Raw genomic sequence first — 22427 nt, 5'->3', positions numbered from 1 at the left:
GCGCACGCGGCCAACCCCCTGCCTGGGGGCGTTTTTCGCCGCCCACCCGCGCCTTGGGCCGTTATTGCCAAAAAGAAGGGCGCGTTGTAGAGATCGTCTGTCCCGAAACCCGTTGGACACGCCCGTGACAGGTGTCCGCAGCGGAACGGGGGAGGTCGCGTCGTCCCCTGTGCCCCGCCATGTGAAATTACCCTCATGACCCAAACTTCTTCTACGACCCCGCCTTCGCCTGCCAAACCGGCGGAGGATGCCAAGGACAAGACCGTCTCTCCCGATCCGGCGGCCCCCGCGGCCGAAGGTCAGGCGGCGGAGGCCCCGAAGGTCCCGGCCAAGCCGGGTGGCGGTCAGGGGGGGCCGGGAAAGGGGGGGCCGGGTAACGGAGGACCGGGCAACGGCGGGCCGGGCGGCAAGGGGCCGAACGCCTTTCCGCGTCTGGCCGACCTGAAGACCGACCCCGAAGCGCCCACCCCGATCAAGGCCGCGGGTCTGGCGCGCATCAAGCCGCGCCACCGGGGCATTCTTATGGCCTTTGTGCTGGTCGTGATCCTGCCGGTGCTGGCGACGGCCTCCTATCTCTATCTCTGGGCGTCGGATCAATATTCCTCCACGCTGGCCTTCACGATGCGCAGCGAGGACAGCTCTTCGGCCGCGTCCGACTTTCTGGGCGGCCTGTCCACGACGCTGGGCGGATCCAACAGCGCCAATGACAGCGACATCGTCTACGAATTCCTGCGCAGCCCGGACATGGTGCGCGCCGTCGATGGGCAGGTGGACCTGCGCACCCTCTATACCCGCCCCGAGGCGGATATCCTGATGCGGTTCGACGCGGACGGCACGCTGGAGGATCTGACGGATTACTGGCGCAAGATGATCCGCATCGCCTATGACAGCGGATCGGGTCTGACGGAACTGCAGGTTCTGGCGTTCCGCCCGGACGATGCCAAGGCGATTGCCGAAGCGATCGAGACCCAAGCGATGACCTTGGTCAACAACCTGTCGATGACCGCGCGCGAAGATGCGACGCGATATGCCAGCGATGATCTGGACATCGCGCTGGAACGGTTGAAGACCGCGCGCGAGGCGCTGACCACCTTTCGCGTGCGCAACCAGATCGTGGACATCAATGCCGACCTGCAAAGCCAGTCGGCCATCATCGCCGCCCTGCAGCAGCAGCTGACCACCGCGCTGGTGGAACAGGACATCCTGCAAAGTTCGACCAGCGAAACCGACCCGCGCGTGACGCAGGCGACGCGGCGGGTGGATGTGATCCGCCAGCGCATCGCCACGGAACGGTCGAAATTCGGCGGCGAGGCGGTGAACACCACCGGCGAAAGCTATGCCAGCATCGTGGCCGAATTCGAACGGCTGACGGTGGACCGTGAATTCGCCGAACGCGCCTATACGACCGCGCTGGCCAATTACGATGCCGCCATTGCCGAGGCGAACCGCCGCAACCGATATCTTGCGGCCTATATCCGCCCGACCCTGGCCGAGAAATCGCAGTTTCCCCAGCGCGGGCTGAACACCGCGCTGGTCGCGCTGTTCACGTTCCTTGCCTGGGCGATCGGCAGCCTCGTCTATTACTCCCTGCGCGACCGGCGCTGACGATGATCCGGTTCGAAGGGGTCAGCAAATCGTTTCCCACCCCCGACGGGGGCCGGAAGGTCATTCTGGCCAACCAGACGCTGACCATTCCCGACCGCGTCTCGCTGGCCCTTCTGGGGCGCAACGGCGAGGGCAAGTCGACGATCATGCAGCTGATCGGCGGGCGTCTGGCCACCGATCAGGGGCGCATCGTCAAGACCGGGACGATTTCCTGGCCCGTGGGGTTCGGCGGCAGTTTCCACGGCGACATGACCGGCGCGCAGAACATCCGCTTCGTGGCCCGCATCTATGGCGTGGACAGCGACGAACTGGTGGATTTCGTGGCCGATTTCGCCGAGATCGGGTCGCACATGCATCTGCCGGTCCGCACCTATTCCCAAGGGATGCGGGCGCGGATCGCCTTTGGCGTGTCCATGGGCATTCCGTTCGACACCTATCTTGTGGATGAGGTGATGGCGGTGGGCGACGCGGCGTTTCGCAAGAAAAGCACCGCGATCTTCCGGCAGCGTCTGGCCACGTCGGGCGCGATCGTGGTGTCGCACGCCATGCCCGAACTGCGCCGGATGTGCAACGCGGGGGCGGTCCTCTATCGCGGGCGGATGTATTATTTCGACGATCTGGAGGAGGCGATCCAGCTTCACCGGTCGATCATGAACGCCAAGGACGAATCGGACGAGGATGAGGATGAGTGACACGCCCCGCCCCCACCCCGCCGAGGCGCCGCAGCTTCCCATGCCGAAGCTGGCCTCGTTGCGGGTGTTCATCTCGTTGATCCAGCGGGAGATGAGCACGTCTTACGGATCCTCTCCCGGCGGGTATATCTGGGCCATCATCTCCCCCCTGGGGACCACGGCGGTCATGGCGATGGCGTTTTCGATGATCGTGCGGACGCCGCCCTTGGGCACCAGCTTTCTGGTGTTCTATGCGGCGGGGGTGATGCCGTTCAACATGTTCAATCAGGTGACGGCACGGATCACGAACTCGATCAACTATTCCAAGCCCCTTCTGGCCTATTCCCGGGTGACGTGGATCGATTCGGTGCTGGCGCGCTTCACCTTGAACCTGCTGACGCAACTGGTGATCTTTGCGCTGGTGATGACGATCATCCTCAGCTTCGTCGATGCGCATACGATGATCCGGCCCTTTCCCCTGTTCGCAGGGATCGCCATCATGGCGACGCTGGGGCTGGGCATCGGTCTGATCAACTGTCTGATGGTGGGCTATTTCCCCGTCTGGGGCGAATTGTGGGGCATCCTGAGCCGCCCGCTGTTCCTCGTGTCGGGCATCTTCTTTCTGGTCGAGGATCTTCCCCCGAAGGTCCGTCACATCATCGAATGGTTTCCGATGGCGCAGGGTGTGGCCATGGTGCGAAGCGGATTCTATCCCACCTATGATCCGCAATTCGTCTCGCTCGCCTATTGCTTCGGCCTCTCGCTGGGGATGATCATGCTGGGGCTTTTGTTCATGCGGCGCGGCTATCTGGCCGGGTTGGAGCGGTGATGTTGCGGCGGCACCGCGCGGTGCCGCCACCTTTGCGCAAGGCGCCGCTCCCTAGGATCGCGGCCGAACCTTGCGGAGAGAGCCATGTCCGACACCACGCCGATCCTGTCCCTGCCCCTGATCCAACCGGCGCAGGCGCAAAAGCACGTCACCCATAACGAAGCGCTTCGGGCGCTGGACGTTCTGGTCCAGCCCGTGGTGACCGCGCGCCTGTCGGACCCGCCCGCGGCCCCGGACGCCGGGGCGCGGTATCTGGTCGGCGGATCGGCCACGGCGGCCTTTGCCGGGAAGGAGAACCGGATCGCGCTTTGGTCGGGCAACGCCTGGCAGTTCTTCGCCCCGCGGCGCGGCTGGAGCGTGCATGTGCTGGAGGATGGGGGCGACCTGCTTTGGACCGGCAGCGCGTGGAGCGCGGGGCGCGAGCGGGGGCTGGAGGCGGCCCGCATCGGCGTCTCGGCCACCGCCGACGCCACGAATCGGCTGAGCGTGTCGTCGCCCGCGACGCTGCTGACCCATGCGGGGGCCGGACATCAGGTCAAGATCAACAAGGCCGCGACGACCGACACCGCCAGCCTGCTGTATCAGTCCAATTGGTCCGGGCGGGCCGAGATCGGGTTGAACGGCACCGACGATCTGTCGATCAAGACCAGCGCCAACGGCAGCGCCTGGGTGGAGGCGCTTCGGATCAATGGCCGGACCGGCGCGGTCAGCGGCGCGGCGGTGCAGGCCGACGCGCAGGATGCGGGCGCGGACAAGCTGATGCGGGTGGGCGCGTTCGGCATCGGCACCGATCGGCCGCACACCCTGCCCGCGCTTGGCAACGCCTCCGCCCTGTTCGGCGGGCCGTCGGGGCTTTACGCTTGGGCCGAGGCGCCGTCGAACGCGCCCGCCGCGCAGATGTCGATGCTGCATCTGGGCGGGGACGGCAGCAGCGCCGCGCAGATCGCCGTGGGCCGCGCGGGCGACGTGCCCCATGCCCATGTCCGTCACAACGGCGCGCCCTGGGCCGAACTGCTGCACAAACTGAACATGGTGGGTCCGGTCGCCCGTGAGGGGGAGGTGCCGACCGGGGCCGTGATGCAGCGCGGAAGCGCCGCCAGCGGGGAGTTCCTGCGTCTGGCGGACGGCACGCTGATCTGTTTCGGGACCGTCGCCGTATCGGGCGGGGTCACGACGACCCACGGCGCGCTGTTCCAGTCGGCGCAGGCCACATGGACCTATCCCGCGGCCTTCGTGGCGGCCCCCGTCGTGATGGTGCAACCGGGTCATGTTGGCATCTGGGCGGCGGCGGCGGCCCCGGCGGTGCAGAACGTGGCCACCCGGCTTTATGCCGCCGTGTCGACCTCGGGGACGATCACGGTGCGGATGCTGGCCATCGGACGCTGGGCCTAATCCGCGCGGGACAGGATTTCGGCGTGGGGGCGCGACAGGTTCCCCCGCGCCGCATCCGCGATCGCCAGACGGATCAGGTGGCGATAGATCCGGCGGTCGTCCGGGGGCAGGTTGCCCCCCTTCATCATCCATTTCGGCACCATCAGCGCGATCAGCGGCCAGAACAGCACCGGCCCCGCCGCCCGGCGATAGACGCGCCAGAGGTTGCGGTGATGGTAATAGGTCTTCCACAGCGGGCGGAACACATCCCCCCGCGCCAGGGTGGAACAGTCGTGTTCAAACCGCAAGCTGGGCGCGAAAATCGACGCCATTCCCTTGGCCGACAGCCCCAGCGTGTAATGCACGTCATCGCCATAGATGAACATGCGCCCATCGGGATAGCCGCCCGCCGCCACCGCCCTGCGTGACAGGAACAGGCCCACGAAGGACGCGCCGTGGATCGTTTTCGGCTGCTCGCTTGCGTAATCGGCAGGGCCGACATGAAACGCCTCCCGCCCACCGCCCAGAAGGGTGCGCAAGAAGATCGACGGGCCGGAGAAGGGGTTGATCCACGGGCGGTTCATGTCGCAGATCGTCCCGTCGGGATAGCGCACGGCCCCGGCCACCACATCCGCTTCGGGGGCCATCGCCCGGAAGGCCGCGACCGCGCCCGGTTCGGGGCGGGCATCGTCGTCCATCAGCAAAAGCCAGTCGGGATCGAAGCGCGCCACCGCCTCGCGCATTCCGGTCTCAAACCCCAGCGCGCCGCCGCCGTTATGCGCCATCTCCACCACCGTGATCCGGGGATCGGTCTGGCCCGCCAGCCAGGCACGGCTGCCGTCGGTGGACCCGCTGTCCACGATCAGGATGTGATCCAGCGGTTCGGCCAGCAGGCGGGCCACCGTCACCTGCAGATGCGTCCGCCGGTTGAAGGTGACGACAACGGCGGCGATGCGCATCAGAGCGGGTTGACCACGAAGGCGGGCATGGCGTGCCCCGTTTCGCGCGCAGCGAGGAAGCGGCGGCCGCAATCCAGCGCCTCGCGGATGGTCACGTCCATGTCGAGATAGCGGTAGGTGCCCAGACGCCCGACGAAGGTCACGCCCGGCTCTTCCTTCGCCTTTTCGACGTATTCACCCAGAAGGGCGCGTTCGTTCACCTGGCGGATGGGGTAATAGGGAATGTCGTCGGGACCGCATTCCCGGCTGAATTCACGGTAGAGGACGGACCCGGAATGCGTTTCCCACGGGGCGAAATGCTTGTGTTCCGTGATGCGGGTGAAGGGCACGTCCACCTCGCCGTAATTCATCACGGCGCAGCCCTGCCAGTCCCCGGTGAAGGTGAACTTCTCGAAATGCAGCGTGCGATAGCCCAGACGGCCCAGTTCGTAATCGAACCATCCGTCGATCGGTCCGGCATAGAAGACATGATCGTAATCGCCCACCTCCGCCCGGTCGAACCGGGTGTTCAGCGTGACGGTGATGTTCTCATGATCCAGGATCGCCGCGACCATGTCGGTATAGCCGTGTTCCGGCATTCCCTGGAACCTGTGGAAGAAATAGTTGTCGTCATAGTTGAACCGCACCGGCAGGCGCTTCAGGATCGAGGCCGGAAGCTCGGTCGGGCTGACGCCCCATTGCTTCTGGGTGTAGCCTTTGAAGAATGCTTCATAGAGGTCCTTGCCGACAAAGCGCAGGGCCTGATCCTCGAAGGTCTGGGGATCGGTGATGGAGGTGTCGGCCTGTTCCTCAAGGAACATCTTCGCCTCGTCGGGGCGCATCGTCTTGCCATAGAACTGGTTGATCGTGTGCAGGTTCACCGGCAGCGAATACACCGCCCCGCCCGACGTGGTCTTCACCCGGTTCTTGTAGGGCAGGAAGGTCGCGAAGCGGTTGACGTAATCCCACACCTCCTCATCGTCGGTGTGGAAGATGTGCGGGCCATAAACATGGACCATCACGCCGGTGTCCGCATCCCGTTCGGTGTGGCAATTGCCGGCGACATGGTCGCGCACATCGACGACGCTGACCTGCCAACCGGCCTCGGCCAGCATCCGCCCGATCACCGCGCCGGACAGTCCGGCCCCCACCATCACAACACGTCCCGCCGACATTTCCCGTTCCCTTTCAGAAGTCCTTCCCCGTCTAGCAGAGCGTCCGCCGAAGGAAAACAGCACGGATGCCCGTTCCTTGCGTGATCGGCACCATGGCGCTAGATACCCGGTTTCAGGTCCGTTGCGACCGCCGCTGTTCGGGAACGATGAAGACGATCTATCTCCATATCGGGCATTACAAGACCGGCTCCTCGGCGATCCAGGCGTATCTGAGCCGTCACGCCGATGATCTGCGCGCCGTGGGATACCTGTATCCGGGCATCTGCCGCCCCCGAAACAACCCCACGAACCACGGCCAGCTGGCGCTGACCTTGGCGCGCGACCACGGATTTTATCCGCCGCCCTGGTATCGGGACGAGATTTCGACCGACGCGGCCTTCGCCTCCCTCGACGCGGCCCTGCGCGACGTGCCCGAACCGAACGTCATCCTGTCGAGCGAGGAGTTCGCCCAGCTTGCCCTGCGGGCCGATTCGGCCGCGGCGATGGACGATCTGACCCGGCGTCTGGCGGGCCATGACGTGCGGGTGATCTTTTATCTGCGCGAACCGCTGTCGCTGCTGAAATCCTGGTTCAACGAGGTCAACAAGGGCGTCGTCACCCGCACCTTCCCCGCCTTCTTCGCCGGCCTGAACGGGGGCTTCATTTCGCAACGCCCCATCATCGAGGCGTTCCAGCGCGCGTTCGGCCCTGACAAGGTGACGGTTCTGGCCTATCGCCACACCGGGGCGGAGCATGTGGCCGGATTCCTGCGGGCCGTCGGCTGCGCCCATCCGCCGGGCGACGATGCGGCGTCCATGGTCAATCCGGCCCAGACGCTGGCCGATCTGGAAACGACGCGGATCGGAAAGGCGAGCGACAATTACGACCGCGCGACGCTGAGCGGGATCGAGGACATCGCCCGCTACATCCACCGCACGAACGAAATCCGCGCCAATTACGACAAGGTCACGCATCTGGCCGATGCAGCGATCCCCGGAAAGCTGACGGCGCAGGCGGTGTTCAGCCATTACCGGACGCTTCTGACCGCCGCCGGGGATGCGATCCCCCTCAATCCGGCAGAGGGGGATCAGATGCGCAATCTGGCTCTGGCCATGGAGGGCAAGGATCTGACCCTTGCCAAGGTTCTGATGGACATCGCCGCCCTGATCCGCCCGGAGGCGCCGTTCATCCGCGCCAAGGTCGCGGAATACGGCGAAAGGCTGCCCGACGCGCAGGCCGTCTGACCGGACGCGCGCCCCGCGTCTTGGAATTCCCGCCCTTCCGGGCTACATCGCCCGTCGCACGGCATCCGGCGATCCGCGCCTTCAGACGGCCACGCAGACAGACGGAAGGTTCACCTTGGGCAACAAACGCGAACTTTATCTTCACATCGGGGTGCACCGGACCGCGACCACCGCCATCCAGGCGATCATGAAGAAGAACTGGACGCTCCTGCGCGATGCGGGGATTCTGTATCCGCTGGGGGTTCAGCGGCATATCGGCGTCTTCAACAACATCTTTTCGGGCCGCACGACCGCGCGGAAGGTGGCCCTCGATCTGGTCAAGCGGGCCGACAGCCAAACCGTCCCGATCCATGCCCTTGTCATGAGCGACGAGGCCGTGAGCACGCGGCAGGACCTGTCCCCCCTGGCCGGTTTCGCCGAACATTTTCATGTGAAGGTCATCTTCGCGATGCGCCGCCAGGATCTCTGGCTGGAAAGCTGGTGGGCGCAGAACGTGAAGGGGCAATGGGATCCCAAGTTCTGCCATATGTCGTGGCCCGATTTCCTGGCCCGGCGGAAGGACTTCCACTGGATCGACTATGCCGGATACATCGCCCGGATCGAGGAGGTGTTCGGGGCGGGCAGTGTGGTCCCTTACGTCTTCGAACGCCGGCAGATGCCCGACGGCCCGATCGCCGCGTTCTGCCGGCAGTTCGGGTTCGACGGGTGGAATGCGCTGGAACCCGCCGGGGGCGAGAACATAAGCCTGTGCCCCGACATGTCGGAATTCGTGCGGCACCTGCCGTTCATCGACGCGCCGATGGGCCTGCGCCTGAAGCTGATCGAGTTTGCCGAGGCGGTCAACAAGGACATCCGGCGGGGGCAAACCTCAAACCTCTTGATCCCCCACGATCTGCGGGCGGACATCATGGCCGAATACGGCCCCGGCAACCAGGCGATCGCCCGCCGCTTCTTCGGGCGGGACGATCTGTTCCTCGACCCGCTTCCCGCAACCTCCGAGGCGGTGGCGGTGCCCTCCCTGCCCGCCGATCCCGCCGTGCTGATGGAAAAGATGGTCGCCCCCTACATGCGCGAACTGGTCCGCCATTTCGCGCAACCGAAGGACAAGTAAGGGGGGTCGCCCCGGCCCGAATGGGGCCGGGGGCGCATGTCACGCCTTGAACGGTTCGGCCTGCGCCCAGCGCCAGGCATCGCCGATCATGTCGCGCAGGGTGGACCGTTTCGGCTCCCATCCCAGATCGCGTATCGCCGCTTCCGATCCCGACACCAGCGTGACCGCATCGCCGGGGCGGCGGTCGCCATAGGTCATGGGCACGTCGCGGTTGGTCACCGCGCGGGAGGCGTCGATCACCTCGGTCACCGAAAAACCGTTGCCGGTGCCCAGACAGAAGACACGGCTGTCCTTGCCCTCCAACAGCCATTTCAGGCCCAGCACATGGGCATCCACCAGATCCATGACATGAACGTAATCGCGCACGCAGGTGCCGTCGCGCGTGGGGTAATCCGTCCCGAACACCGTCAGCGCCGGGCGCTTGCCCGCGACCGCGTCCAGCATCAGCGGGATCAGGTGCGTCTCAGGCGTGTGCTGTTCGCCCACCTCGGCCTCGGGGTCGGCACCCGCCACGTTGAAATAGCGGAAGATCACATGACGCAGGTCATACGCGGCCGAGAAGTTGCGCACCATCTCCTCGATCGCCAGCTTCGATCCGCCATAGGAATTGATGGGCCGCTGCGGCGTGTCTTCGTTCAGCAGAACGCCATCCTGATCGCCATAGGTGGCGCAGGTGGAGGAAAAGACGAAGTTCCTGATCCCAGCCGCGACCGTCGCCTCCAGCAGGTTCAGCGCGCCGTTCACGTTCACCCGCCAGTAAAGGCCCGGATGCTTCATCGATTCGCCCACCAGCGACAGCGCGGCGAAATGCATCACCGCCACCGGCTTGTACTGCACCAGGACCGCGTCGATGTCGGCGCGGTTCATCAGGTCGCCCTTGAACAGGGGACCGAACTTCACCGCCTCCTCCCACCCGGTGGAGATGTTGTCGAATGTCACCGGAACGAAGCCCGCAGCCTTGAGAACCTTGCAGGCATGCGCGCCGATATAGCCCGCCCCCCCCGTGACCAGAACATGAGATGCCATTGCAATCCTTCCGACGTTGCCCTGCGCCCAGTCATGCCGCAGGCGGGCGGCGAAAGACAAGCGGCTGCGGTGCGGACAGGCCCCCGTTCGGCGGATAAGGGAACGGCTTGTTCCGACCGAAAAGAGAAAAACGTTCTCTTTTAAAAATCTAGTGAAGCTGTCGTTATTATCGTCATGACGCGCATCCCGCGTGCCCCCGACGAGGAGACCTTCATGCCCCGCCGATATCCGACCCTTGCCCTTGCCGTCATGGCGGCCCTGTCCATGACCCCCACCGTTGGCCATGCGCAGCAATTGCTGAACGCGTCCTACGACCCGACGCGCGAATTCTATCGTCAATACAACGCCTTGTTCATCGACCACTGGCGGGCCGAGGGCCATGATGCCCCACGCATCGACACCACCCATGCCGGATCGGGCGCCCAGGCCCGCGCGGTCATCGACGGGCTGAACGCGCATGTGGTGACCTTGGCGCTGGCCGCCGATATCGACGCCGTGGCCACGGCCACCGGCAAGATCCCGGCGGATTGGCAATCGCGTCTGCCGCACGGCTCCTCGCCCTACACCTCCACCATCGTGTTTCTGGTGCGCGACGGGAACCCCAAGGGCATCGCCGATTGGGGGGATCTGACCGGCGACGGGATCGAGGTGATCACCCCCAATCCCAAAACCTCGGGCGGGGCGCGCTGGAACTATCTGGCGGCCTGGGCCTGGGCCGAACAAAATGGCCGTGATCCGAAGGAATTCGTGGGCCAACTCTATCGCAACGTTCCCGTGCTGGACACCGGCGCGCGCGGATCGACCACCACCTTCACCCAGCGCGGCATCGGCGACGTGCTTCTGGCGTGGGAGAACGAGGCGTGGCTGGCCCTGGAGGAACTGGGCGAGGACGAATTCGACATCGTCGTGCCCTCCGTGTCCATTCTGGCCGAACCCCCCGTGACGGTGGTGGACGGCAACATCGCCAATGACGACCAACGGGCCTTGGCCGAGGAATACCTGACCTACCTTTACAGCCCGGAGGCGCAGGCGCTGGCGATGAAGAATTTCTATCGCGCCTGGGACACGTCCGCCGCCACGCCCGAGGATGCGGCGCGGTTTCCCGACCTGAACCTTGTCACCATCGCCGATTTCGGCGGATGGGCGAAGGCGCAGCCCGAGCATTTCGGCGATGGCGGCACCTTCGACCAGATCTATACGGCAAAGTAAGATGGGAACGTGGCTTGGCACCCGCCGATCCGCCATGCCGGGCTTCGGCCTGTCGATGGGGATCACCCTGACGCTTCTGTCGATCGTCGTCCTTTTGCCGATCGGCGCGCTTCTGGTCCCGGGCCTTGCCTGGGGCCCGGCCGAGATATGGGCCACGATCAGCACCGAACGCGTGCGCGCCGCGCTGTTCCTGTCCTTCAGGATCTCGTTGCTGGCGGCCCTGTTCAATCTGGTGTTCGGCGTGGTGCTGGCTTGGGTTCTGGTGCGGTATGAATTTCCGGGCCGCCGGTTGGTCGATGCGGCGGTGGACCTGCCCTTCGCCCTGCCGACCGCTGTGGCGGGCATCGCCCTGACCGCGCTTTACGCCCCGAACGGGCTGTTCGGGTCGGTGCTGTCGGATATGGGCCTGCGCATCGCCTATACCCAGATCGGCATTTTCATCGCGCTGGTCTTCGTGGGCCTGCCTTTTGTGACCCGCACCGTCCAGCCGGTGATTGCCGAGATCGAGAAGGAGGTGGAGGAAGCCTCGGCCACGCTTGGCGCCACGCGCGGCTATACGCTGCGCCGCGTGATCCTGCCGATGCTGATGCCCGCCGCCCTGACGGGCTTTGCCCTGTCGCTTGCGCGGTCGGTCGGGGAATACGGTTCGGTCATCTTCATCGCGGGCAATATTCCGGGCCGGACCGAGATCGCGCCCCTGCTGATCGTCATCCGGTTGGAGGAATTCAACTACAACGCCGCCGCCGCCATCGGGATCGCCATGCTGCTGATCTCGTTCGCGATGCTGCTGATCATCAACATCATCCAGGTCTGGAGCCGCCGGAGGATCGGGTATGTCTAACACCGTTCACGCCCAAAACCCCACGCAGGAAACGCCGCTGGTGCGACGTCTGCTGATCGGGGGCGTCATGTTGCTGCTGGCGATCCTTCTGTTCGCCCCCCTGTTCATCGTGTTCGCCGAGGCGCTGAACCGGGGCCTTGGCGAGGCCGTCCGCTCGCTCGGGTCGCGCGACGCGCGGGATGCCATTCGCCTTACACTGACGGTGGCGGCCATCGCCGTGCCGTTCAACGCGGTGTTCGGCATCGCGGCGGCCTGGGCGATCACCAAGTTCGATTTCCGGGGCAAGGCCTTTCTGATCACGCTGATCGACCTGCCCTTCTCGGTGTCCCCCGTGGTGGCGGGGCTGTGCCTTGTGCTGCTTCTGGGCACGAACAGCACCTTGGGGGGGATTCTGGTCGCCAGCGGGTTTCCGATCATCTTCGCGCTTCCGGGCGTGGTTCTGGCCACCGTCTTCATCTCCTTTCCGTTCATCGCGCGCGAACTGATCCCCGTGATGATCGAACAGGGCCGGGCCGAGGAAGAGGCCGCGCTGACCCTTGGCGCGTCGGGCTGGCGGGTGTTCCGCACGGTCACGCTGCCCAACATCCGCTGGGCGCTGCTCTATGGCGTCTTGTTGTGCAACGCGCGGGCGATGGGGGAATTCGGGGCCGTCGCCGTCGTGTCCGGCCGGATCCGGGGGGAGACCGCGACCATGCCGATCACGATCGAGATGATGTATAACGAATACTTCTCGATCGCCGCCTTCTCCCTTGCCGCCGTGCTGACCTTGCTGGCCCTGCTGACGCTGGCGCTGAAAACCATTCTGGAATGGCGGCACGCGGATGCGTTGTCGGCCAGCCGCTCCCACTGACGGAGATCATCATGCATATCGAAATCGACGAGATCGCCAAGACCTTCCACGACACCACCGCCCTGCATCCCGTCCGCCTGTCGCTGCCCTCGGGCGCGCTGGTGGCGCTTTTGGGGCCGTCGGGATCGGGCAAGACCACGCTTTTGCGCATTCTGGGGGGGCTGGAATTTCCCAGCTCGGGCCGAATCCTGTTCGACGGCAAGGATGCAGCGGGGCTGACGGTGCAGGACCGGCGCGCGGGCTTCGTGTTCCAATCCTACGCCCTGTTCCGCCATATGACGGTGTTCGAAAACATCGCCTATGGCCTGCGCGCGCGGCCCCGTGCCAGCCGCCCGCCCGCGGCCGAGATCACGCGGCGGGTGACGAAACTTCTGGACCTGATCCAACTGCCCCACATCGCCAACCGCTTTCCCTCGCAACTGTCGGGGGGGCAGCGCCAGCGGGTCGCCCTGGCCCGCGCCCTGGCGATCGAGCCGCGGATGCTGCTCTTGGACGAACCCTTCGGCGCGCTGGACGCGCGGGTGCGGCGCGAATTGCGCAGCGGTCTGCGCGAAATTCACGACACCACGGGTCTGACCACCGTCTTCGTCACCCATGATCAGGACGAAGCGATGGATCTGGCCGATCTGGTCGTCGTCATGTCCATGGGCCGGATCGAACAGATCGGCCGCCCCATGGACATCCGCGCCCGCCCCGCCACCGACTTCGTGCGCGACTTTCTTCGCGCGTGACCGATGCTGGGGACAGGAAGAAGGTTCGCCCGGATTTGCCGCGCGGTGAAGAACGCTGTTGAACTCCCCCGCCGATTTGGCGACGATTTTCCCGCGACTTTCCCGAACGAGTGTCACGACATGCCCCTGCCTCCCCCTGCCCCGGACCCCGCCCCCTGCCCCGCCGATCGCCACGCGTTGATCATCGGCGGTGGGGCCAGCGGGGTTCTGGCGGCGGCGCATATCCTGCGCGCGGACGATCGTGCGCGGGTGACGATCTTCGACCCCAACCCCCGTCTGGCCGAAGGCATCGCCTATGGCACCCGCCATCCCGGCCATCTTCTGAACGTCCCCGCGGGGGGGATGAGCGCGTTTGCGGATCGGCCCGCGCATTTCACCGAATGGCTGCACGCCGCGCACCCGGAGGGGGGATGGACGGACCGGTCCTTTGCCCCGCGCATGATCTATGCCGATTACCTGCGCGGCCTGATCGCCCCCTTCGCGGGAACGGGGCGCCTGCACCACGTCACCGCCGCCGTCACCTGCATGGAGGACAGCGCCGAGGGTGTCTGGCTGACCACGGAAGGCGGGGTCCGCCACCACGGGGATGAGGCGATCCTGGCCATCGGCAACCAGGCCCCGCCCCCCGCGACCGAGCCGTGGATGACCACGTTCTGGGATTCCTTCGGGACGCTGAACGTGCCGCCCGACGCGCCGGTCGCCATTCTGGGCACCGGCCTGTCGATGGTGGACAGCGTCATCTCGCTTCTGGATGCGGGGCATCGCGGGCGGATCGCGGCGTTTTCGCGGCGCGGTCTTCTGCCGCGCGGGCGGCGGGTGCACGCGCCGCCGCCCGTCGCCACGCCCCTGCCCGACCGGATCACCCTGCGCGGCCTGATCCGCGTCCTTCGCGCCAATGCGCGGGCCACGGGCGACTGGCGCGGCGTGGTGGACGGCATCCGGCCCATGACCCAGGACATCTGGCAAAGCCTGTCCGCGCCGGACAAGGAACGGTTCCTGCGCCATGCCCGCCCGTGGTGGGACGTGCACCGCCACCGCATGGCCCCCGAGATCGACGGACGGATTCAGGCGGCCATCGCGCGGGGGCAGCTGATCGTGCAGGCCGCCCGGGTTCGGGTGCAGGACCAGAACGGCCACCCCGTCCTGACCTATCGCCTGCGCGGACGGTCCGAGACGCTGACCTTCCGCCCCGCCCATGTGATCGATTGCCGGGGCAGCGCGGGGTTCGACGGCAGCCGCAACGCGTTTCTGGCGCAGCTTCTGGCCTCGGGGCGGGCGGTGCAGGATTTGCGCGGCCTTGGGCTGAAGGTCTCTGCCGCGTCCGAACTGATGTCGGCGGACGGCGCGACCTCGCCCCGTGTGCGGGTGATCGGACCGGCGACGATCGGCGCGTTCTGGGAAACGGTGGCGGTGCCGGACATCCGGATGCAGGCGGCGGGGCTGGCCCAGCCGGTGTCCGCCTGACGCTCAGCCCGTCGGGCGGCGCGCGGTGCGGCGGCGGACCGAGGACAGCAGCGCCTCCAGCTTCTGCGGGCGGGGTTCGCGTGCAAGATAGGCCAGCGCCACCTCGTCCCCCGCGCCCGAAAGCGGGCGCGTCACCAGATGCGGGATATGGCGCACAAGATCCAGCAACCCGTCGGGAATGACCGAGGCCCATTGCCCCTGTTCCACATGGGAAATGATCCCCAGCATCGAATTCGATTCGACCCGAGGCGCGCGCGTCCGTCCCGCCCGCAAAAGGTGGGACATCACGATTTCCCGGTTGCGCATGTTGGACGACAAAAGGCACAGCGGCACCTCGCGCAGGTCGGGCCAATCGACCGAAGGCGCGCGGGCCAGCGGATCGTCGCGGTGCACCAGCAGTTCCAGCCGTTCGCGATACAGCGGAAGCTGAACGAACTTGTCGGACAGCGGCGTGGCATAGATCACGCCCGCATCCAGCGTCAGCATGTCGATCTGCTGCACGATGTCGGTGGCCGACCCCACCTCCACCGTCAGATCAAGATTGGGGTGATCGTCCAGCATCGGAACGGTCAGACGGCTGAGATGGGAAACCGCGGTCGGGATCACGCCCAGCCGAAGCTGCCCCGTCACGCCATGGCGCAGGGCCTGAAACTCGGCCCGCATGGCGCGGGCATCGCCCACGATCCGCTGCGCCCAGACCAGAAGGCGGTCCCCCTCGGGCGTCAGCCCCTGGAACCGCGACCCCCGGCGGACAAGCTGCACGCCCAGCTTCTCCTCCAACTGCCGGATCGCGGCCGAAAAGGACGGCTGGGTGATGCCGATCTTTTCCGACGCGCGCCCGAAATGGCGTTCGGAGGCCAGAAGGATGAACATCTCAAGCTTGTCGATCATCGTCCCCCCGAAATGCAGAATGCGGCCCCGAGGGGGCCGCATCCGTTGTGTCACGAAACCCGATCAGTTGGCAAACAGGGCCGCCGTCTTGACCAGCGTGAACCAGCAGCCATAGGCGACCGGGATCGCGATCACGGTCCAGGCGATCAGGGCGGGCAGGTCGAACCGGCCCTTGTCGATGCCATAGGAGCCGTATTCCACCTTGGCCGCCGCCCCGGCGGATTGCGCCTGCAGGGCCGCCACTTCTTCCTGCGACATCAGCCATTTCGGATCGACCGGACGGACCAGCGCGTTGGCGATCAGGCCCACGACCAGAAGGCCGCACAGGACATAGATGGTCATCGTATAGGCGTCCGCCCCCGTAAACCCCTGCGAGATCTGGTATTGACGGATGTAGTTCACGACGACCGGGCCCAAGATGCCGGCGGTGGCCCAGGCGGTCAGCAGACGGCCATGGATCGCGCCCACGAACTGGGTGCCGAAGATGTCGGCCAGATAGGCCGGAATGGTGGCAAAGCCGCCGCCATACATCGACAGGATGATGCAGAACGCGCCCACGAACAGCAGCTGGTTGCCCCAGTTCGCAAAAGTCGGTGCGGAGGCATAGAGCGCGATGCCGAGGATGAAGAAGATGAAATAGGTGTTCTTGCGCCCGAACTTGTCCGAGGCCGAGGCCCAGAAGAACCGGCCGACGATGTTGAACAGCGACAGAAGGCTGGTGAAGCCGGCGGCGATGCCCGCGATCTGCAGCTTTTGCTGGGCGTCCAACTCGGCGAAGGGCACGCCCGGCAGGCCGATCAGGTTGCCGGCGAAGATTTCCTGCAGCAGGGGCGAGGCCGCGCCCAGAATGCCGATCCCGGCCGAGACGTTCATGCACAGCACGAGCCACAGCAGCCAGAATTGCGGGGTCTTGTGCGCGTTCTTCAGATGCACGTGCCCTTGGGTGATCATCGTGTTGCCAGTGGCGGCGGGCGGGGTCCAGCCCTCGGGGCGCCAGCCTGCGGGCGGCACACGGTAGCCGAAGGCACCCGACATCATGAACACGGCATAGATGGCGGCCATGCACAGGAACGTCTGCCAGACGCCCGGATCGACCGGGGTCGAGAAATAGGCCATCAGTTGCGACGCCAGGGGCGAGCCGACCATCGCGCCGCCGCCAAAACCCATGATCGCCATGCCGGTCGCCATGCCGCGACGGTCCGGGAACCATTTGATCAGGGTGGACACGGGCGAGATGTAGCCAAGGCCCAGACCGATGCCGCCGATGACACCCGCACCCAGCCACATCAGCCACAGCTGGTGCGTCTTGACGCCGATCGCGGCGATCGCGATGCCCGAGCACCAGCACAGCGCGGCGACGAAGCCCGCCTTGCGCGGCCCCACGCGTTCCAGCCAGCCGCCCCAGATGGCCGCCGAACAGCCCAGAAGCACGAAGAACAGCGTGTAGATCCAGCCAAGATCGGCGATGCGCCAGTTGCATTCGGTCGTGAACAGCGCGGTCGCAAGCGACATGTCCGCACAGGTGGCGGGCGTGTTCTGCAGCGCCCCCGTCAGCGGCAGCCAGAAGACCGAGAAGCCATAGGCCATGCCGATGCACAGGTGAATGGCCAGCGCCGCCGGTGGCACCAGCCAGCGGTTGAAGCCGGGTTTGGCGATCGTGCGTTCCCGATCAAGAAGGCCGGGCGAGGTGTGACCCCCGGTCGCGACAGATGACATGTGGTATCCCTCCAGTAATCTCTTTGCCCCACCTTGCCACCGGCTTTGCGCCGTCTGGGTCGGGACCGGGCCGGGACACGCGCACTGCACGAAGGACCTGCCATGGCACTAGGACATTCGGTCCATGTGGCACAATGCCGCCGATCACGCAAGTTTTGTTTGATGGCCCGCGCCTATCAACCCATTGTTTTTAATTAACTAAATGGCAATGATCCATGCCAGACGCCCCGCCGTTTCCGGCAGGTCGGGATCGCGGCGGCGGGCGGGCGATCAGGCCTCGGCCCGTGCCGTCGCGGCCAATGTCTGGCCGGCGGGGGTCAGCCCCAGAAACCGGCGTTGCGTGCGCGGATCCTCACGCGTCACCGCGATCAGACCCAGTTCGTCGTCCAGAACCACGACCTCGCGCAGCACCAGCGCGTGCGAGAGGCCGAAATCGTTCGAAAATCCCCGGCTGTCGGCGGAAATTTCCAGCGCCAGCGCGGCGAACAGGCCCGCCGCCAGCGCGTTGTCCCGGAACCGGGGATCACGCTGCAACCACGCGACCACACGGGTCCAGTCTTCGGCCAGATCCTCCTTGTCGGCGCGGTCAGGCCGCATCGCGGGTGACTTTGACCAGCACCGACTTCGACGTGGGGGTGAAGCTGCGATCCCCGAAGGAATTGTAGGGGACCAGCGCGTTCAACTCGGGGTAATACCCCGCGAGGCAGCCGCGCGGGATGTCATAAGGCACGACACGGAAGCCCGCGATCCGCCGCTCGATCCCGTCGGTCGATTGGGTGACTATCGTCACGCGATCCCCGGACGCGACCGCCAGCCCCTCCATGTCGGCGGGGTTGATGAACACGACCTCCCGCTCGCCATAGACGCCGCGATACCGGTCGTTCATCGCATAGACGGTGGTGTTGTATTGATCGTGCGACCGCATGGTCTGCAGCACGAAGGTGTCCGCCGTGTCGGCGCGCATCTGCCATTCGGTTTGGCCCGGCAGGTCGAACGTGCCGAAATTGGCCTTGGCGGTGGGGGTGCGGAACTCCCGCTCGGAAGCCGGATTGCGCAGCCAGAAGCCGCGCGGGACGCGAACGCGGGTGTTGTAGTCGTGAAAGCCGGGCAGAACGCGCGACATTAGCTCGCGAATCTTGTCGTTGTCATCGGCCATCGCGTCCCAATCGACCACCGCCGACCCGACCGTGGCCTTGGCCAGGCCCGCGACGATCGCCACCTCGGACTTCAACTCGGCCGAGGCGGGCAGGTTGATCCCGCCCGATCCGTGCACCATGGACATCGAATCCTCCACCGTGACGATCTGGCGAACGCCAAGAGAATTGCGGTCGATCTCGGTCCGGCCAAGGCAGGGGAACACGAAGCCCACCTTGCCCGGCAACAGATGGCAGTGGTTCAGCTTGGTCGCCACATGGACGGTCATGTCCAACTTGTCCATCGCCTGCGCGATCAGCGCGCTGTCGGGCGTGGCGCGGGCGAAGTTGCCGCCCAGACCCACGAACACCTTCGCCGTGCCCGCCAGCATCGCGCCGATCGCCTCCAGCACGTTGTGGCCGGGGGTGCGGGGCATGGGCACGCCCAACTCCCGCTCCATCGCATCCAGAAGGGCCTTCGGCGCCTTTTCGTTTATGCCCACCGTGCGGTCGCCCTGCACGTTGGAATGGCCGCGCACCGGGCACAGACCCGCGCCCTCGCGCCCGATATTGCCGCGCAGGAACATGAAGTTCGAAATCTCGCGGATGGTCTGGACGGAATGGCGGTGCTGGGTGATGCCCATGGCCCAGGTGGCGATGGTCGCGTTGGAGGTCATGTAGACCTCCGCCGCGCGGGTCAGATCGGCCTGGGTCAGGCCCGACTGCTCCTCGATCACGGTCCAGGGCGTCGCCTCGACCAGGGCGCGCCAGTCGTCCAGACCGTCCGTGTGTTCGGTCAGGAAGGCGTCGTCGATGATGGGCGCGCGGCCCGCGGCACGGGCGGCCTCATCGGCGGCGAAGACGATCTTGGCCATGCCGCGCGCGGCGGCCATGTCGCCGCCCAGACGCGGCTGGAAATACATGGTGGAGGTCGGCTCCGACCCGCCCACCAGCATCTCGAGCTTTTTCTGCGGGTCGGCAAACCGCACCAGACCCTTTTCCTTGAGGGTGTTGAACACCACCACCTGCGCGCCGCGTTCGGTCGCCTTGCGCAGATCGGCCAACATGCGCGGATGGTTGGTGCCGGGGTTCTGACCGAAGACGAAAATGGCGTCCGCCTTCTCGAAATCCTCCAGCAGAACGGTGCCCTTGCCGATGCCGATCGCATCGGTCAACGCCACGCCCGACGCCTCGTGGCACATGTTGGAGCAGTCGGGGAAGTTGTTCGTGCCATAAAGCCGCACGAAGGTCTGATACAGGAACGCCGCCTCGTTCGACGCCCGGCCCGAGGTGTAGAATTCGACCTGATCGGGGTCCAGACCGCGCAGGGTTGCGCCGATTTCGTCGAAGGCCGCCTGCCATGTCACCGGCTCGTAATGGTCGGTGGCGGCGTTGTAGCGCATGGGGTTCGTCAGACGGCCCTGATGCTCAAGGTCATAATCGCTCCATGTGCGCAACTGGCTGACGCTGTTCTTGGCAAAGAACTCCGGCGGGACGCGCAGCTTCGTCGCCTCCCACGCGACGGCCTTCACGCCGTTTTCGCAGAATTCGAACGAGGAGCCGTGATTGGGATCCCCCCAAGCGCATCCGGGGCAGTCGAATCCGTCGGGCTGGTTGGCCTTGAGCATGGTCATCGCACCGGCCAGCGGCTTGCGCGTTTCCAGAAGCTGCTTGCCGCAGCTTTTCAGGGCACCCCACCCGCCGGCGGCCTTGGATTTCTTTCCGATGAACATGTCGTTGGCCATGACGCGCCTTTCCCCAATCCTTTGCGCGGCGCGCACGGGAGTTTCGTGGCCGAACCGCATCCGCACCGCGCAGGGCGACGGAATCGGCTTGGAATAGGGTCAAACGGGCGGAAAATCTAATATCTATTTCCTATGGCACGATTGGCCGCGTCTATCGTTCAGAGGGCGTCCCCTTATTCCTTATAGGCGTATTTGCGGTCCAACGCGTCGAAGTGGTCTTTGCGGACCATGCGCTGACGCTCCATGAAGCTGGCGACGGGGCCGCCCTCGTCCATCCGCCCATCCGCCTGCAACTGGCTGAGCGCGACCTGCATCCCATGCACCGCCGCCTGCAACGCGACATTGGCATATAGGATCAGCGAAAAGCCCATCGCGCCCAGATCGTCCATGCCCAGAATCGGGGTTTTGCCGCCCACGACCAGATTGACGAGCTGCGGCGTGCCGCCAAGGGCGGCGGGGATGCCGCGCAACTCCTCCACCGTCTGGGGCGCCTCGACGAAGGTGATGTCGGCCCCGTCCTCGATGAAGGCCGCCGCGCGGTCCAGCGCTTCCTGGTATCCATCGGTGGCGCGGGCGTCGGTGCGGGCGATGATCAGCGTGTTCTCATCCTGCCGCGCGTCCACCGCCGCCTTGATGCGCGAGCGGGCTTCGGCCAGCGGAACGACCTCCTTGCCCGCAAAATGCCCGCAGCGCTTGGGGGTTTTCTGATCCTCCAACTGGATGGCGCTGGCCCCCGCGCGTTCCAGCGTGCGGATGGTGTGATGGACGTTCAGCGCGTTGCCAAAGCCGTTATCGGCATCGACCACGATCGGCAATTCGGTCGCGTCGCGGATGGTGGCCGTGTGCTGCGCGATCTCCTGCAAACCGATGAAGGCCAGATCCGGCATCCCCAGATAGGTGTTCGTCAGCCCCGCGCCCGACAGATAGACCGCCTCGAACCCCTGATCCTCGATGATGCGGGCGGCCAGCGCGTTGGCGGCCCCCGGCATCAGGATGGGCGCGCCAGTGTGCAGACGCGCCTTGAAGGTGCGGTTGATGACATGGTTCAGCATGGGGTGACGGCTTTCCTGTTGGGGGTGTTCGGATCAATCGGCGGCATCTTCGGGGGCGGGCAACTGGGCCGCCAGCGCGTTCCAGCTGTTGCGGATATGGCGGCGCATCAAAAGGCCCGCGACCTCCGCATCGCCGTCCGCGATGGCGGCGGCGATGCGGTCATGTTCGTGCAAGGCCTGCAGCCCCCGCCCCGTCACCTTGCGATGCCCCATCCGCAACAGGGACAGCTGCGGATAAAGCTCGTGGCTCAGGCCCCGCAGGATCAGGGGATTCCCGGCCATCTGCGCGATCACCACATGGAAATCGCGATCCGCCGAGGTTTGCAGATACGCGCCGTCGGGATGCGCCGCGATGTCCGCCCCGTGCTGGTCCAGCAAGGCGCGAAAGCGCGCGGCGGTGCCCGCATCGGCCCGGGATGCGGCCAGCATCGCGGCCTCCGTCTCCAGCGCGGCGCGCATCTGGTAAAGGGCGCGGGCATCCTCGCGGGTGATGATGCGAACCCGCGCGCCGCTGTTGGGCACGATCGTCACGATCCCCGCGTCGCAAAGCTTGAGCAGGGCCGTGCGGATCGGCCCGCGACTGACGGCAAAACGCGCGGCCAGCGCCATCTCGCCCAAGCGCGCCCCGGGGGGAAGGCGCCCGTCAAGGATCTCGGCCCGCAATTCATCGGCCAATCTGTCGGGCGTCAGGGCGGCTTGATCGCGCGATATTGTTGACAACGCAACTTCCTTCCGCACACGTTTCACCAAAATTCCGTCATAATATATTCTGAGATTCAAACATCTGTCTAATATTGTGCTACAATATTGCCGAAATGTTCAAGCAGGAACAGCTTGAGCCGGGAT

The 22427-nt window shown here is 65.7% G+C and carries 20 protein-coding genes; 11 read left to right on the top strand and 9 right to left on the bottom strand.

Features of this window, described 5'->3' with window-relative positions:
* Positions 1-195 precede the first annotated feature (195 nt).
* The 4 genes from MU449_RS00465 to MU449_RS00450 all read left to right on the top strand — a co-directional run bounded on the left by MU449_RS00465 (position 196) and on the right by MU449_RS00450 (position 4497).
* Complete coding sequence (locus MU449_RS00465; protein WP_280517615.1) at positions 196-1605, top strand: KpsE/RkpR family capsule polysaccharide export protein; 1410 nt, start codon at positions 196-198, stop codon at positions 1603-1605.
* 2 nt (positions 1606-1607) lie between these two features.
* On the top strand, positions 1608-2297 hold the full coding sequence (locus MU449_RS00460; protein ID WP_244736010.1) for an ABC transporter ATP-binding protein: 690 nt from the start codon (positions 1608-1610) through the stop codon (positions 2295-2297).
* A complete protein-coding gene (locus MU449_RS00455; RefSeq protein WP_244736009.1) occupies positions 2290-3105 on the top strand; it encodes an ABC transporter permease in 816 nt (271 codons plus the stop codon). The genes MU449_RS00460 and MU449_RS00455 overlap by 8 nt, the downstream gene beginning before the upstream one ends.
* Before the next feature lie 84 nt (positions 3106-3189).
* Positions 3190-4497 (top strand): DUF2793 domain-containing protein, encoded by a 1308-nt coding sequence (locus tag MU449_RS00450; RefSeq protein WP_244736008.1) that lies wholly within the window; start codon positions 3190-3192, stop codon positions 4495-4497.
* Here MU449_RS00450 and MU449_RS00445 read toward each other — a convergent pair.
* Together MU449_RS00445 and glf are read right to left on the bottom strand one after the other, a co-directional pair.
* The gene (locus MU449_RS00445) at positions 4494-5435 is read right to left on the bottom strand and encodes a glycosyltransferase (protein ID WP_244736007.1); all 942 of its coding nucleotides are present in this window, start codon (positions 5433-5435) and stop codon (positions 4494-4496) included. The two genes, MU449_RS00450 and MU449_RS00445, sit on opposite strands and share 4 nt — an antisense overlap.
* Positions 5435-6589, bottom strand: coding sequence for a UDP-galactopyranose mutase (glf, locus tag MU449_RS00440; protein ID WP_244736006.1), 1155 nt, complete (start codon positions 6587-6589; stop codon positions 5435-5437). Before glf ends, MU449_RS00445 begins: the two co-directional genes overlap by 1 nt.
* A 65-nt stretch (positions 6590-6654) precedes the next feature.
* On the opposite strand from glf, the gene MU449_RS00435 reads away from it, so the two are divergent.
* Positions 6655-7812, top strand: a complete 1158-nt coding sequence (locus MU449_RS00435) for a hypothetical protein (RefSeq protein WP_244736005.1) — start codon at positions 6655-6657, stop codon at positions 7810-7812.
* 115 nt (positions 7813-7927) lie between these two features.
* Positions 7928-8923 (top strand): hypothetical protein, encoded by a 996-nt coding sequence (locus MU449_RS00430; RefSeq protein WP_244736004.1) that lies wholly within the window; start codon positions 7928-7930, stop codon positions 8921-8923.
* A gap of 39 nt (positions 8924-8962) precedes the next feature.
* Here MU449_RS00430 and galE read toward each other — a convergent pair whose 3' ends face one another.
* Complete coding sequence (galE, locus tag MU449_RS00425) at positions 8963-9949, bottom strand: UDP-glucose 4-epimerase GalE (RefSeq protein ID WP_244736003.1); 987 nt, start codon at positions 9947-9949, stop codon at positions 8963-8965.
* Between the two features lie 249 nt (positions 9950-10198).
* On the opposite strand from galE, the gene MU449_RS00420 reads away from it, so the two are divergent.
* The 5 genes from MU449_RS00420 (at position 10199) to MU449_RS00400 (ending at position 15044) form a co-directional block, all read left to right on the top strand.
* On the top strand, positions 10199-11158 hold the full coding sequence (locus MU449_RS00420; protein WP_244738893.1) for a sulfate ABC transporter substrate-binding protein: 960 nt from the start codon (positions 10199-10201) through the stop codon (positions 11156-11158).
* 1 nt (position 11159) lies between these two features.
* Positions 11160-11999: a sulfate ABC transporter permease subunit CysT gene (cysT, locus tag MU449_RS00415; RefSeq protein WP_244736002.1), complete on the top strand. Its 840-nt coding sequence runs from the start codon at positions 11160-11162 to the stop codon at positions 11997-11999.
* Positions 11992-12849, top strand: a complete 858-nt coding sequence (gene cysW, locus MU449_RS00410) for a sulfate ABC transporter permease subunit CysW (RefSeq protein WP_244736001.1) — start codon at positions 11992-11994, stop codon at positions 12847-12849. The genes cysT and cysW overlap by 8 nt, the downstream gene beginning before the upstream one ends.
* Positions 12850-12860: 11 nt before the next feature.
* Positions 12861-13580 (top strand): sulfate/molybdate ABC transporter ATP-binding protein, encoded by a 720-nt coding sequence (locus tag MU449_RS00405; protein ID WP_244736000.1) that lies wholly within the window; start codon positions 12861-12863, stop codon positions 13578-13580.
* A gap of 120 nt (positions 13581-13700) precedes the next feature.
* Positions 13701-15044 carry an FAD/NAD(P)-binding protein gene (locus MU449_RS00400; protein WP_244735999.1) on the top strand — a complete coding sequence of 448 codons (1344 nt, stop codon included), beginning with the start codon at positions 13701-13703 and terminating at the stop codon, positions 15042-15044.
* Positions 15045-15047: 3 nt separating this feature from the next.
* Here the strand turns inward: MU449_RS00400 and MU449_RS00395 are convergent, their stop codons facing one another.
* The 6 genes from MU449_RS00395 to MU449_RS00370 all read right to left on the bottom strand — a co-directional run bounded on the left by MU449_RS00395 (position 15048) and on the right by MU449_RS00370 (position 22301).
* Entirely contained in the window at positions 15048-15935 is an 888-nt protein-coding gene (locus MU449_RS00395; RefSeq protein WP_244735998.1) for a LysR family transcriptional regulator, read from the bottom strand.
* 63 nt (positions 15936-15998) lie between these two features.
* Entirely contained in the window at positions 15999-17651 is a 1653-nt protein-coding gene (locus tag MU449_RS00390) for an OFA family MFS transporter (protein ID WP_244735997.1), read from the bottom strand.
* Between the two features lie 270 nt (positions 17652-17921).
* On the bottom strand, positions 17922-18248 hold the full coding sequence (locus tag MU449_RS00385; protein ID WP_244735996.1) for a hypothetical protein: 327 nt from the start codon (positions 18246-18248) through the stop codon (positions 17922-17924).
* Positions 18238-20529 (bottom strand): FdhF/YdeP family oxidoreductase, encoded by a 2292-nt coding sequence (locus tag MU449_RS00380; RefSeq protein WP_244735995.1) that lies wholly within the window; start codon positions 20527-20529, stop codon positions 18238-18240. Before MU449_RS00380 ends, MU449_RS00385 begins: the two co-directional genes overlap by 11 nt.
* Before the next feature lie 173 nt (positions 20530-20702).
* Positions 20703-21581 (bottom strand): isocitrate lyase/PEP mutase family protein, encoded by an 879-nt coding sequence (locus MU449_RS00375; RefSeq protein ID WP_244735994.1) that lies wholly within the window; start codon positions 21579-21581, stop codon positions 20703-20705.
* Positions 21582-21614: 33 nt separating this feature from the next.
* Positions 21615-22301: a GntR family transcriptional regulator gene (locus MU449_RS00370; RefSeq protein ID WP_244735993.1), complete on the bottom strand. Its 687-nt coding sequence runs from the start codon at positions 22299-22301 to the stop codon at positions 21615-21617.
* Between the last annotated feature and the right edge of the window lie 126 nt (positions 22302-22427).

Source organism: Falsirhodobacter halotolerans (assembly GCF_022899245.1).
GTDB lineage: Bacteria > Pseudomonadota > Alphaproteobacteria > Rhodobacterales > Rhodobacteraceae > Falsirhodobacter > Falsirhodobacter halotolerans.
Note: the sequence above shows the minus strand (reverse complement) of the source record. Positions and strands in the feature narration are given on the sequence as shown.

Coding starts and splice junctions, on each gene's coding strand:
- MU449_RS00380 (WP_244735995.1), bottom strand. CDS start 20,529: ATGGCCAACGACATGTTCATCGGAAAGAAATCCAAGGCCGCCGGCGGG.
- cysW (WP_244736001.1), top strand. CDS start 11,992: ATGTCTAACACCGTTCACGCCCAAAACCCCACGCAGGAAACGCCGCTG.
- MU449_RS00445 (WP_244736007.1), bottom strand. CDS start 5,435: ATGCGCATCGCCGCCGTTGTCGTCACCTTCAACCGGCGGACGCATCTG.
- MU449_RS00385 (WP_244735996.1), bottom strand. CDS start 18,248: ATGCGGCCTGACCGCGCCGACAAGGAGGATCTGGCCGAAGACTGGACC.
- glf (WP_244736006.1), bottom strand. CDS start 6,589: ATGTCGGCGGGACGTGTTGTGATGGTGGGGGCCGGACTGTCCGGCGCG.
- MU449_RS00375 (WP_244735994.1), bottom strand. CDS start 21,581: ATGCTGAACCATGTCATCAACCGCACCTTCAAGGCGCGTCTGCACACT.
- galE (WP_244736003.1), bottom strand. CDS start 9,949: ATGGCATCTCATGTTCTGGTCACGGGGGGGGCGGGCTATATCGGCGCG.
- MU449_RS00390 (WP_244735997.1), bottom strand. CDS start 17,651: ATGTCATCTGTCGCGACCGGGGGTCACACCTCGCCCGGCCTTCTTGAT.
- MU449_RS00450 (WP_244736008.1), top strand. CDS start 3,190: ATGTCCGACACCACGCCGATCCTGTCCCTGCCCCTGATCCAACCGGCG.
- MU449_RS00455 (WP_244736009.1), top strand. CDS start 2,290: ATGAGTGACACGCCCCGCCCCCACCCCGCCGAGGCGCCGCAGCTTCCC.
- MU449_RS00460 (WP_244736010.1), top strand. CDS start 1,608: ATGATCCGGTTCGAAGGGGTCAGCAAATCGTTTCCCACCCCCGACGGG.
- MU449_RS00400 (WP_244735999.1), top strand. CDS start 13,701: ATGCCCCTGCCTCCCCCTGCCCCGGACCCCGCCCCCTGCCCCGCCGAT.
- MU449_RS00405 (WP_244736000.1), top strand. CDS start 12,861: ATGCATATCGAAATCGACGAGATCGCCAAGACCTTCCACGACACCACC.
- MU449_RS00395 (WP_244735998.1), bottom strand. CDS start 15,935: ATGATCGACAAGCTTGAGATGTTCATCCTTCTGGCCTCCGAACGCCAT.
- MU449_RS00420 (WP_244738893.1), top strand. CDS start 10,199: ATGGCGGCCCTGTCCATGACCCCCACCGTTGGCCATGCGCAGCAATTG.
- cysT (WP_244736002.1), top strand. CDS start 11,160: ATGGGAACGTGGCTTGGCACCCGCCGATCCGCCATGCCGGGCTTCGGC.
- MU449_RS00435 (WP_244736005.1), top strand. CDS start 6,655: ATGCCCGTTCCTTGCGTGATCGGCACCATGGCGCTAGATACCCGGTTT.
- MU449_RS00465 (WP_280517615.1), top strand. CDS start 196: ATGACCCAAACTTCTTCTACGACCCCGCCTTCGCCTGCCAAACCGGCG.